Origin of the sequence: Pseudomonas sp. S49, assembly GCF_009866785.1 — a bacterium.
Taxonomy (GTDB): domain Bacteria; phylum Pseudomonadota; class Gammaproteobacteria; order Pseudomonadales; family Pseudomonadaceae; genus Aquipseudomonas.
This window is the reverse complement of sequence record NZ_CP019432.1, coordinates 3,047,149-3,059,581: the sequence shown is the minus strand read 5'-3', so window position 1 is coordinate 3,059,581 and position 12,433 is coordinate 3,047,149. Positions and strand designations below refer to the sequence as shown.

At 59.3% G+C, this 12,433-nt stretch carries 9 protein-coding genes and 1 pseudogene; 9 read left to right on the top strand and 1 reads right to left on the bottom strand.

All coding sequences use genetic code 11. The features are described 5' to 3' along the window. Window positions 1-34: 34 nt before the first annotated feature. Window positions 35-1,111: a hypothetical protein gene (locus PspS49_RS13485; RefSeq protein WP_160039729.1), complete on the bottom strand. Its 1,077-nt coding sequence runs from the start codon at window positions 1,109-1,111 to the stop codon at window positions 35-37. Window positions 1,112-1,445: 334 nt separating this feature from the next. Between PspS49_RS13485 and PspS49_RS13480 the strand changes: the two are divergent. The 9 genes and pseudogenes from PspS49_RS13480 to hbdH all read left to right on the top strand — a co-directional run bounded on the left by PspS49_RS13480 (window position 1,446) and on the right by hbdH (window position 12,405). Then, window positions 1,446-2,315 (top strand): annotated as a pseudogene (locus PspS49_RS13480) (alpha/beta fold hydrolase). 97 nt (window positions 2,316-2,412) lie between these two features. Beyond that, window positions 2,413-2,694, top strand: a complete 282-nt coding sequence (locus tag PspS49_RS13475) for a peptidylprolyl isomerase (RefSeq protein WP_007912303.1) — start codon at window positions 2,413-2,415, stop codon at window positions 2,692-2,694. Window positions 2,695-2,827: 133 nt separating this feature from the next. Continuing rightward, on the top strand, window positions 2,828-4,696 hold the full coding sequence (locus PspS49_RS13470) for an extracellular solute-binding protein (protein WP_160039727.1): 1,869 nt from the start codon (window positions 2,828-2,830) through the stop codon (window positions 4,694-4,696). Continuing rightward, window positions 4,696-5,757 carry a microcin C ABC transporter permease YejB gene (locus tag PspS49_RS13465; protein WP_034154280.1) on the top strand — a complete coding sequence of 354 codons (1,062 nt, stop codon included), beginning with the start codon at window positions 4,696-4,698 and terminating at the stop codon, window positions 5,755-5,757. The genes PspS49_RS13470 and PspS49_RS13465 overlap by 1 nt, the downstream gene beginning before the upstream one ends. Then, window positions 5,757-6,779 (top strand): ABC transporter permease, encoded by a 1,023-nt coding sequence (locus PspS49_RS13460; protein WP_127927145.1) that lies wholly within the window; start codon window positions 5,757-5,759, stop codon window positions 6,777-6,779. Before PspS49_RS13465 ends, PspS49_RS13460 begins: the two co-directional genes overlap by 1 nt. Window positions 6,780-6,788: 9 nt before the next feature. Beyond that, on the top strand, window positions 6,789-8,363 hold the full coding sequence (locus PspS49_RS13455) for an ABC transporter ATP-binding protein (RefSeq protein WP_160039725.1): 1,575 nt from the start codon (window positions 6,789-6,791) through the stop codon (window positions 8,361-8,363). 166 nt (window positions 8,364-8,529) lie between these two features. Beyond that, complete coding sequence (locus tag PspS49_RS13450) at window positions 8,530-9,936, top strand: sigma 54-interacting transcriptional regulator (protein ID WP_160039723.1); 1,407 nt, start codon at window positions 8,530-8,532, stop codon at window positions 9,934-9,936. Window positions 9,937-10,232: 296 nt separating this feature from the next. Beyond that, window positions 10,233-11,624 carry a GntP family permease gene (locus tag PspS49_RS13445; RefSeq protein ID WP_127927139.1) on the top strand — a complete coding sequence of 464 codons (1,392 nt, stop codon included), beginning with the start codon at window positions 10,233-10,235 and terminating at the stop codon, window positions 11,622-11,624. 7 nt (window positions 11,625-11,631) lie between these two features. After that, window positions 11,632-12,405 carry a 3-hydroxybutyrate dehydrogenase gene (gene hbdH / locus PspS49_RS13440; protein WP_160039721.1) on the top strand — a complete coding sequence of 258 codons (774 nt, stop codon included), beginning with the start codon at window positions 11,632-11,634 and terminating at the stop codon, window positions 12,403-12,405. Window positions 12,406-12,433 lie beyond the last annotated feature (28 nt).

Genomic DNA, 12,433 nt, shown 5'->3' with positions numbered 1-12,433 from the left:
TTGTTTGCAATCCGGAGGGCTGGCGACGCTGCCGCTAAACCTCCACTCGCACCCGCGTCACCGCTGACTCCTGACTGACATCGTCCAGACGCTCAACGGTGTAAGACACACGCACAGTCGTGCCATGGTGCTCACGCCAGAATCGGTGCGGCACGATAAAGATCAGTGGTTTTCCCGCCGACTCACGAGTGATTTCGCGGTCATCCCGGTGATTGAAAAGATCCCCGTCGCACTTGAGGTAAACCAACTCGCCTTCCTGCGTCTGAGCATTACCCATCACGATGGTGACGCCATCGATCGAATCCTCTTTCAACAGCACGCCATCTTCAGCCTCAAGCACATCAGGAGCGTCCAGCTCACCACGCAGAAACGGGGTGACCAGAATCCTTGCAGCTTCGGATTCGCGAACCGTTCCATCGACCTGTTCGACGCGATAGCGCACCATCACCTCGCCACCAAGATGCTCAGCGATATGCGCCCCGTCCACCCAAAATGACAACACCTCCGCGACTGCAAAGGCTTCGACCTTCAAGCAATCGCTGAACGTTGCCGGCAATGCATCTGCGCCCCACTGCAACGTAATCCGATCCCCCGCCGCCATTCGAGCATAAGGCTGGAGCACGACAAGCGTGCCTTCGGGCACTCGCGCCGGATCCAGCGTCCCGCCGATCAGCCCCTCGACAATCGGTGCGAGCAACTGCGACCGTGCATCTCCGACAGACAATTGCACAGGCGAAGACAGCGCAGGCTCGGCTCCAGCACTGCGCAACTTCCAGTGGATCTGCAGCGAACCGCCATCCAGCGCCGCGATATGCAGGCCTTTGATGACGAAAATCACATCCCTGCCGACCTGGGCTGCGCTGACATGGCGGACCATCTCATGCTGATAAGCAAAGCCCTCTATATCGAGGCCCTCCCAACTCAACAGCAACTGATCGCCGCAAGCCATGCCTGGATAAGGAGCGATTCGGACAACGACCTTGCCCAGCGAAGGATCCAGCACCGTTCCCTCCAGAGAATCGATGGTGACCGCTGGCAGCAACTCGCTCGCCACACAAGGACTGACGTGGTGGCGCATCCGGTAGCAAAACTCGACTTCGTGCGTGTTCATTAGTGCCTCCATTCCTTGGAAAAAACGCCGCTTCGTGGGCGGCGTCGACAACCAACATTGAACGCTACCCCTCACATTTCCGATGTCAGCCGGCTCCGCCGCAGGCACTCGGCAAAGGCATCGAACTCGGTAGGCAAACTGCACAAAAACGCGATCAACCCAGCGATAGATGGCTGCAAGTTCCGATTCGGATTTCATAAGTATCTGAAAATTCGTACAACTCTTATTCCAGATTCATCGGCCAAGAGAAGTCTCTTCCTACTTCTTCAACGAGATGAGTGTTTTAGAGTGGCCTCCGGATTCCCCGATGAACTTCTGTGAAAAAGGTAAGAACATGCAACGGAATGCTTCAACTCGCTATCCCATCCTGTTGGTACACGGCCTGTTCGGATTCGAGCGCATCGGTCATTTCGAGCTGTTCCATGATGTAAAGGACGCCTTGAAAACAGCCGGCAGCCGAGTGTTTGTTCCACACCTTTCTGCCACCCACAAAAACGAAACAAGGGGTGAGCAACTGCTTGCACAGATTGATCGTGTGCTGCGTGGCACAGGTGCCGACAAAGTCAATCTCATCGGACACAGTCAGGGAGCATTGGCGGCTCGATACGCTGCTGCGCTTGCACCACACGCCGTAGCCTCGGTGACTTCCGTCAGCGGGCCGAACCACGGTTCGGAACTGGCTGATTTTCTGCGCAAGGCATTGGTACCCGGGCGCCTGCCGGAGGCTGTCGCACAGAACGTCGCGACGCTGTTTGCCAACTTCCTTTAGTTGCTCAGCGGCAGCATGACGTTGCCGCAGAACGCGCTGGCGGCGCTCAATGCGCTGACGACCGAAGGAGTGGGCGATTTCAACGACAAATTTCCGCAGGGCCTGCCCAAGACCTGGGGCGGACACGGCCCGGAGCAGGTCAACGATGTGCGTTATTACTCGTGGAGCGGCGTCCTGCCGGCAAACAGCCCGTCGACACTCGATCCCGCCCAGCACATTTGCCATGCACTGTCGCAATATTTCATGACCGAGACGCAGCAGAACGATGGCTTCGTCGGCCGTTTCAGCTCTCACTTGGGACAGGTGATCCGCTCCGACTATCCGCTTGACCATCTGGGCAGCCTGCGCCGCACAGCCAGTCCCGTCACGGCTGTGCCCGATCCGATTGGACTGTACGTTGAACATGCCGAACGTCTGTGCGCCGCGAATCTCTGATCAAAGCCACGGACAATCGAACGGAACTTTGCCGAGAATTCGCCCACTGAATCCGGTAGGCTCCACACTTTACTGAAATAGATTGGAGAGTTTCCCCATGGCTAAAGCCACTGCCCGCCACATCCTGGTTTCCAGCGAAGACAAGTGCAACGAACTCAAGGCCCAGATCGAAGGCGGCGCTGATTTCGCCGAAGTCGCCAAAGCCAACTCCACCTGCCCGTCCAGCCGTCAGGGCGGCGACCTGGGCTCGTTCGGTCCTGGCCAGATGGTCAAGGAATTCGACACCGTGGTCTTCAGCGCGCCAATCAACGTTGTGCAAGGTCCGGTGAAGACTCAGTTCGGTTATCACCTGCTGGAAGTCACCAGCCGTCAGGACTGATCCGTCGCCTGATTGTTTACCAACGGCCCGCCTTCTGGTGGGCCGTTGCGTTTCAGTTACACATACGGCTGGCGGCTCACGCGCCTCTCGCGTACAACTTGCGCTTATCGATTTCCCGGTTCCAAGGCTGACAATGCGACTGGTTTTCCCCACATTGATGCTCACCGCCCTCACCCTGCTGACGGGTGCCGCTGGCGTGAGCGCTGCACCGCAACACGCGCTGACCGTTTACGGCGAACCTGCCAAGTACCCTGCCGGTTTCAGCCACTTCGACTACACCAACCTGCAAGCCCCCAAGGGCGGAACGATGCGCCGCTCGGCCATCGAGATTGGCCACTTCGACCATGTCCTTCCTTATATAGACAAAGGCATCGGCGTTACTCAGATCGATGGCTTGCTTTATTCGCCACTGGCCCAGCGCTCGCTGGACGAGCCTTACACCGTCTATGGCCTGGTTGCACAGAAGATGGAGCGCTCGGACGATGGTCTGTCGCTGCGGTTCTTCATCAATCCCAAGGCACGCTTTGCCGATGGCAAGCCGATTACCGCCGAAGACGTACGCTACACCTACGATTTATTGATGACTCAGGGCAGCCTGCGTTATCGCACCCAGTTTGCTGACGTCAAAGGCGTCGAAGTGGAAGGCCCGTTGACCGTGCGGTTCGACTTCAAAAGCAATGAAAACCGCACCCTGCCCCAGGACGTCGCAACCCTTCCGGTATTTCCCGAGCATTGGTGGAAGAGCCGCGATTTCGCCGGGGGTGGTGGCTATGAACCGCCACTGGGCAGCGGCCCCTATCGAGTCGGCAAAGTCGATTCGGGGCGCAGCATCACCTTTGAGCGCAACGCCGACTGGTGGGGCAAAGACTTGCCGGTCAGTCGCGGCCTCTACAATTTCGATCATTTCAGCATCGAGTACTTCGGTGATACCGACGTCGCTCGGCAAGTGCTGCGCGGTGGTGCCTATGACTACAACCGCGAGTTCTCGGCCACCGGCTACTCGATCGGCTACGACAGTCCCGCACTGAGCGACGGGCGCCTGCAAAAAGCTCATCTGGCCACCGAGGCGCCGCAATCGGCCCAGGGGTTTGTGTTCAACCTGCAAAAACCTGTATTCGCCGATCGCCGTGTGCGCCAGGCCCTGGCCATGCTTTGGGACTTCGAGTGGAGCAACCGGCAGATGATGCGCGGTATGTATATCCGCCAGCAGAGCTACTTTTCCAACACGCAACTGGCGGCCAGCGAATTGCCCGATGCACAGGAACTGAAAATCCTCGAACCGCTGCGCGGCCAGGTTCCCGACGAAGTCTTCAGCAAAGTCTTTGAAGCCCCGAAAACCGACGGCAGCGGCCTGATCCGCGACAAACAATTGCAAGCCCTCGAGTTGCTCGAACAGGCTGGCTGGAAACCGGATGGCGATCAACTGGTGAATGCGCAAGGCGAGCCGCTGACCTTCACCTTTCTGGTCAGCCAGAACGGCATGGATCGCTTGCTGCTGCCGTACAAGCGTACGTTGAAACAGATCGGCATCGACCTGAACATTCGCCGCATCGACTCCTCGCAATACGTCAATCGCCTGATGAGCCGCGACTACGACATGATCGTCACGGGCTACCCGGTCAGCACTTCGCCGGGAGGCGAGTTGCTCAATTACTTTGCTTCCGCGTCGGCCAACGACCCGGGCGCGAACAATTACATGGTGTTGAAAAACCCGGCGGTGGATACGCTGATCAACGGCCTGATTCGCGCCTCAACCCAGTCCGACATGCTGCATTACGCCCATGCTCTGGATCGGGTGCTGCAATGGAATTACTACTGGATTCCCAACTACTATCCACCCGGCACATCGACCGTCTGGTGGAACCGTTTCGGCATACCGTCGGTGCAAGCCAGCAATGACGAAGCCATCGAGAGCTGGTGGGAAATAAGCAGCACACCATTGACCAATCAGCAGATGACCGCCGAAAAAATTGCCCGTGGCAGACCCGGAGGACCGCACTGATGTGGGGTTACATACTGCGGCGCCTGCTGCTGATCATCCCGACGCTGGTGATCATTCTGCTGGTCAATTTCGTGATCATTCAGGCCGCGCCCGGCGGCCCGGTAGAGCAGGCCATCGCCCACCTGCAAGGGATCGGCGGCGCGAGTGTCGGTGGCGGCGCCAGCGAAACCATGAGCGGCACGTCACGTGCCAGTCGCGGCCTCGATCCGCAACTGATCAAGGACATCGAAAAACAGTACGGCTTCGACAAACCGGCCCACGAACGCTTGTGGCTGATGTTGAAGAACTACGCGCAACTGGATTTCGGCAAGAGCTTTTTCCGTGGCGCGACGGTCACCGATCTGATCCTGGAAAAAATGCCGGTGACCATTTCCCTCGGGTTGTGGGCGACGCTGATCACCTATCTGGTGTCGATCCCGCTGGGGATCCGCAAGGCCGTGCATCATGGCAGTCATTTCGATATCTGGAGCAGCACGGCGATCATCATCGGTTACGCGATGCCAGCGTTTCTGTTTGCGATGTTCCTGATCGTGGTGTTTGCCGGCGGCACGTCGCTGAACTGGTTTCCGGTGCGTGGCCTGGTGTCGGACAACTTCGAATCGCTGTCGACTCTCGGCAAAATCGCCGACTATTTCTGGCACCTGGTGCTACCGGTGACGGCGCTGGTGATTGGTGGTTTCGCCACACTGACGATCCTGACGAAAAACTCGTTTCTCAATGAAATCACTCGCCAGTACGTGGTAACCGCCCGCGCCAAAGGCCTGAGCGAACGCCGTGTGCTGTACGGCCATGTGTTCCGCAATGCGATGCTGCTGGTGGTGTCCGGTATCCCGCAGGCGTTCATCAGTGTGTTCTTCGCCGGTTCGTTGCTGATCGAAGTGATCTTCTCCCTCGACGGTCTCGGGCGCATGAGCTACGAAGCTGCGGTTTCGCGGGACTACCCGGTGGTGTTCGGTTCGCTGTTCATCTTCACCCTCTTCGGCCTGCTGATAAAACTGGTCGGCGACCTGTGTTACACGCTGGTCGATCCGCGTATCGACTTCGCCGCGAGGAACGCCTGATGCTCAAGCTCTCGCCTCTGGGCCGTCGGCGCTTCGAGCGCTTCAAGAAAAACCGTCGTGGCTGGTGGTCGCTGTGGCTGTTCATCGGCCTGTTTGTGCTGACACTGGGGGGCGAGTTGATCGCCAATGACAAGCCTCTGGTCGTCAACTATCAAGGCCAATGGTACTTCCCGGTGTTCAAGCGCTACACCGAGCAGGAGTTCGGCGGACAACTGCCGTTCCAGGCTGATTATCGCAGCGATTACGTGCAGAACCTGATTCGCAAGGACGGTGGCTGGCTGCTGTTCCCGCCGATCCCGTTCAGTGACGACACGCCGAACTACGACCTCACCAAACCGGCGCCGAGCCCGCCGACGTCAGTCAATTGGCTGGGCACTGACGACCAGTCGCGGGATGTGCTGGCACGGGTCATATTCGGCGCGCGGGTGTCGATTCTGTTTGCCTTGATGCTGACCTTTGTCAGCGCCCTGATAGGCATCGCCGCCGGGGCATTGCAGGGCTACTACGGTGGCTGGGTCGATCTGCTCGGGCAACGTTTGCTGGAGGTCTGGTCAGGGCTGCCGGTGTTGTACCTGCTGATCATCCTCTCCGGTTTTGTCGAACCGAATTTCTGGTGGCTGCTGGGGATCATGGCGCTGTTTTCATGGCTGGCACTGGTGGATGTGGTGCGCGCCGAGTTCCTGCGCGGACGCAACCTGGAGTACGTCAAAGCCGCCCGTGCGCTGGGCCTGAGCGACCGCAAGGTGATTTTCCGGCATATTCTGCCCAACGCCATGAACGCGACACTGAGCTACTTGCCGTTCATTCTGACCGGGGCGATTTCCACCCTCACCGCGCTGGATTTTCTCGGTTTCGGCATGCCTGCCGGCAGTGCTTCGCTGGGTGAGTTGATCGGTCAGGGCAAACAGAACCTGCAAGCACCTTGGCTTGGGTTGACGGCGTTTTTCACCCTGGCGCTGATCCTTTCCTTATTGGTGTTTATCGGCGAAGCGTTGCGAGACGCGTTCGACCCTCGATCCTGAAGCGTGGCCATGACTGACAACCTGATTGAAATCCGTAACCTCAACGTTGCCTTCCATGGCCAGAGCGTGGTGCGCAACCTGTGCCTGGACATTCGCCCCGGCGAGTGTCTGGCGTTGGTGGGCGAATCGGGCTCGGGCAAATCGGTAACCGCTCATTCGATTCTGCAATTGCTGCCGGAAAGCGAAGCGCAAACCACTGGCAGCATTCGCTATCGCGGACAGGAGCTGATCGGTGCGGATCCCAAGGTCTTGCGCGAATTGCGCGGCAACCGCATCGCCATGATCTTTCAGGAGCCGATGACCTCGCTCAATCCGCTGCACACCATCGAAAAACAGATTGGCGAAACCCTGCTGTTGCATCGTGGCCTCGGCGGCAAAGCGGCGCAGGCGCGCATCCTCGAACTGCTCGGTCTGGTGGGCATCCAGAAACCCAAGGAACGCCTCAAGGCTTACCCGCATCAACTCTCTGGCGGGCAACGGCAACGGGTGATGATCGCCATGGCCCTGGCCTGCGAACCCGAGCTGTTGATCGCCGACGAACCGACCACGGCGCTCGATGTGACCGTGCAGCGCAAGATCCTGCTGCTGCTCAAATCCCTGCAACAACGCCTGGGCATGTCGCTGCTACTGATCAGCCATGATCTCAATCTGGTGCGCAGCATTGCTCAGCGCGTGTGCGTGATGAAGGCCGGGGAAATCGTCGAACAGGCGCCCTGCGAAACCCTGTTTACCGAGCCGAAACATCCTTACAGCTGCGTGCTGCTCAACGCCGAACCCGAAGGCGAAGCCCTGCCCCGGGATGAACGCGAAAACGTGCTGGAGGTCAATGATCTGAAGGTTGAGTTTGTCGTCGGCGGCAGCCTGTTCCAGCGCAAGCAATACCTGCGGGCGGTGGATGGCATCAGCCTGAGCATCCAGCGTGGCAAGACGTTGGGCATCGTCGGCGAGTCCGGTTCCGGCAAGTCGACGCTGGGTCAGGCGATCCTGCGTCTGCTCGACTCCGAAGGCAGTATCCGCTTTCAGGGTGAAGCGCTCGACGGCCTCAATCAGAAACAGATGCGCCCATGGCGCCGACAGATGCAGGTGGTGTTTCAAGATCCGTTCGGCAGCCTCAGCCCGCGCATGTCAGTGGCGCAGATCATTAGCGAAGGCCTGGAAGTGCACTGCGAGTCGACTGCCGATGAGTGCGATGAACAAGTGATCCGCGTGCTTAAAGAAGTCGGCCTGGACCCGGATAGTCGCCATCGCTACCCCCACGAGTTCTCCGGTGGTCAGCGCCAGCGCATTGCCATCGCGCGGGCGCTGGTGTTGAAACCGGCGCTGATCCTGCTTGATGAGCCGACGTCAGCGCTGGATCGTACGGTGCAAAAACAAGTGGTCGCCTTGCTCCGTCAGCTTCAGGAAAAACACGGTTTGACCTATCTGTTCATCAGCCATGATCTGGCAGTGGTACGCGCGCTGGCCCACGACATGATCGTGATCAAGGACGGCAAAGTGGTCGAGCGTGGCGCCAGTCATGATGTGTTCGACGCGCCGCAGCATCCGTACACCAAAGAGCTGTTGGCGGCGGCGCATCCGGGGTAGGCGTCATATGTGTTCGGCTTGAAACCGGGTCGAGGCTTTCGCGAGCAGGCTCGCTCCCACAAGGTTCACGCCGGACACAAAATTTGGGAACGACCCAATCTACTGTGGGAGCGAGCCTGCTCGCGAAGGGGCCGGCACAGGCCATACACAATCAGGATCAGCCGCCATGAACACCACCGAAAGCCTCAAGGACTACCAACGGGTTCGCAGCCTGGCGATCCGTTCGTTGTTCGAGATCATCGAGCAGTCCAGCGAAGGCACGGTGATTGTCGACCGCGATGCCAACATCGTCTGGATGAACGAGCGCTACGCCCGGCGTTTTGGTCTTGAATCGGCGGCAGGCGCAATCGGCAAGCCCTGTGAAAGCGTGATCCCCGGCAGTCTGTTGCGCGAAGTCGTGCGCACCGGTCGCCCCATCCTTCTGGACATGCAGGACACGCCGAAAGAGCCATTGGTGGTGATGCGCCTGCCGATCCACGATGACGCCGGCACGGTGATCGGCGCGATCGGGTTTGCCCTGTTCGACGAATTGCGCACGCTGTCGCCGATGCTCAAACGCTACTTGAGCATGCAGGAAGAATTGGCCTCGACCCGTTCTCTGCTGCGCGCCCGGCAGACCAAATACAACTTCGCCCATTTCATCGGCACCAGCGCCGCCAGCCTCGAAGTCAAGCGCCGTGCCCGACGCAGTGCCAGCGCCGAATCGCCGGTGTTGCTGCTCGGCGAGACCGGCACCGGCAAAGAGTTGCTGGCCCAGGCCATTCACAGCGCCTCGCCACGGGCGCACAAAGCGTTCGTCAGCATCAACAGCGCGGCGATTCCCGAGGCACTGCTGGAGGCGGAATTTTTCGGCACGGCACCCGGTGCGTTCACCGGCGCCGACCGCAAGGGCCGCACCGGCAAGCTGCAGATCGCCCAGGGCGGCACGCTGTTTCTCGACGAGATCGGTGACATGCCGCTGCCCTTGCAGAGCAAGCTGCTGCGTGTGCTGCAGGAAAAGGAATTCGAACCGGTCGGTTCCAACGAGGTGATTCAGAGCGACGTTCGCGTGATCGCCGCGACTTCGACCGATCTGCAAGCGGCGATCAAACGCGGTGAATTCCGTGCCGATTTGTACTACCGCCTCAATGTGTTGCCGATCCAGGTGCCGCCATTGCGTGAGCGTCTTGATGATCTGCCGGCGCTCAGCGAAGCGATTCTTGAAGAGCTGCGCAGCCAGCATGAACTGCACCGGGATGCGCTGGCGTTGCTCGGACAGCACGCGTGGCCGGGGAACATTCGCGAACTGCGTAATGTGCTGGAACGGGCGGCGTTGCTCAGTGATGACTTGATGCTGACCGAGCAGGATATTCGTGCGGCGATTGGTACATTGACGCCGGTTGAACGTGCGCTGGCGCCGATGGCTGAAGCGTTGACGACCGAGACTTACGCGCAGGCGCGGGAGCGATTTGATCGGCAATTGATTCAGGCAGCTCTTGCGCAATGTCAGGGGAAAGTGCCGGAAGCTGCGGCTCGACTGGGGCTGGGACGTTCGACGCTGTACAAGAAAATGGTGGCGTTGGGGATTGCCTGAGTCTCTAAATAGAGACAATGATCTCTTTCTGTAGATGGATTGTTTGAAGATCAAACGATCGCAGCCTTCGGCAGCTCCTACAGGGGAAATTCGCGTTCGCACTGTAGGAACTGCCGAAGGCTGCGATCTTTTCGGTTTAACGTAGTCTCTAAAACGAGACAAAACCGTTGAAAACCTTTATCTACAACCAGTAAATTCCATATATTTCAGCAACTTACATATCTGGCACAGATCTCGCTAACGCCTCTCCCACACCCGTTCCACCCACAAAAATAACAATTCTGGAGAGACACACCATGAGTGTGATCATTGCCTTGGCGGCCCTCGCGCTGCTGATGCTCGCCGCCTACCGTGGCTACAGCGTTATCCTCTTCGCGCCGATTGCCGCCCTTGGCGCGGTGCTGCTTACCGACCCCTCCGCCGTCGCCCCTGCCTTCACCGGGGTGTTCATGGAAAAAATGGTCGGGTTCATCAAACTGTATTTTCCTGTGTTCCTGCTCGGTGCCGTATTCGGCAAATTGATCGAACTGTCGGGATTCTCCCGCTCGATCGTTGCCGCCGCCATTCGGCTGCTCGGCACCAAACAGGCAATGCTGGTGATCGTGCTGGTCTGCGCCCTGCTCACTTATGGCGGCGTGTCGCTGTTCGTGGTGGTGTTTGCGGTGTACCCGTTTGCCGCCGAGATGTTTCGCCAGAGCAATATCCCCAAACGGCTGATCCCGGCAACCATCGCCCTTGGCGCGTTCTCGTTCACCATGGACGCCCTGCCCGGCACCCCGCAGATCCAGAACATCATCCCCAGCACGTTCTTCAACACCACCGCTTGGGCGGCGCCGTGGCTGGGCGTGATCGGTACGATTTTCGTGTTCTGCGCCGGCATGCTGTTTCTCCAGCGTCAACGCAACAAAGCGCAGCGTGCCGGTGAAGGCTACGGCACTGAACTGCGCAACGAACCGGAAACCGCCGAAGACCTGAAGCTGCCGAACCCATGGATTGCCCTGTCGCCGCTACTGGCAGTGGGCATCATGAACCTGCTGTTCACCCAGTGGATTCCGCAGTGGTATGGCAAGACTCACAGCCTTGCGCTGCCGGGCATGGCCACACCGGTCACCACCGAAATCGCCAAACTGACGGCGATCTGGGCGGTGCAAGCGGCTTTGCTGGTTGGCATTCTGATGGTGTTGGCGTTCGGTTTTCAGGCGATTCGCAGCAAGCTCGCCGAGGGCAGCAAAAGCGCGGTCAGCGGTGCGTTGCTGGCGGCAATGAACACCGCGTCGGAATACGGCTTCGGCGCAGTGATCGCTTCGCTGCCGGGCTTTCTGGTACTGGCTGACTGGCTCAAGCAGATCCCCAATCCGCTGGTCAACGAAGCCATCACCGTGACGCTGCTGGCCGGTATCACCGGCTCGGCGTCGGGCGGCATGAGCATTGCGCTGGCGGCGATGTCCGAGCAGTTCATTGCCGCCGCTCATGCCGCGAACATTCCGCTGGAAGTGCTGCACCGCGTCGCCGCGATGGCCAGCGGCGGTATGGACACCCTGCCGCACAACGGCGCGGTCATCACCTTGCTTGCGGTGACGGGTCTGACCCACCGCGAAGCCTATAAAGACATTTTCTGTATTACGCTGATCAAGACCCTGGCGGTTTTCGTAGTGATCGGCACTTTCTACGCCACTGGCATTGTGTGAGGTATTCATGACCACTCTTTCCGGCAAGACTGCATTGGTTACCGGCTCCACCAGCGGCATCGGTCTGGGCATCGCACTGAGCCTGGCCAAGGCAGGCGCGAACCTGATTCTCAACGGTTTCGGCGATGCGTCGAAAGTCATCGCTGAAGTCGCCCGGTTTGGCGGCAAGGTTGGCCATCATCCGGCGGATGTCAGTGACCCGGCGCAGATCGCCGAGATGATCCATTACGCCGAGCGCGAGTTCGGCGGTGTCGACATTCTGGTCAACAACGCCGGCATCCAGCATGTCGCCGCCGTCGAGGAGTTCCCGATCGAGCGCTGGGATTCGATCATTGCCATCAACCTGTCTTCGGTGTTTCACAGCACGCGCCTGAGCCTGCCGGGGATGCGCACCAAAGGCTGGGGACGAATCATCAATATCGCCTCCGTGCATGGTCAGGTGGGCTCGACCGGCAAAGCCGCTTACGTCGCCGCCAAGCATGGGGTGATCGGTTTGACCAAAGTAGTCGGCCTGGAAACCGCGACCAGCAACGTCACCTGCAACGCGATTTGTCCGGGCTGGGTGCTGACGCCGCTGGTGCAGAAGCAGATCGACGACCGTGCGGCCAAAGGTGTCGATCCGCAGCAGGCGCAGCATGATCTGCTGGCAGAGAAGCAGCCGTCACTCGAGTTCGTGACACCGCAGCATCTGGGCGAACTGGTGCTGTTCCTGTGCAGCGAGGCGGGTAGCCAAGTGCGTGGAGCGGCGTGGAATATTGATGGTGGGTGGTTGGCGCAGTAATGCTGCGTCCCTGTAGGCCTTCGCCTGC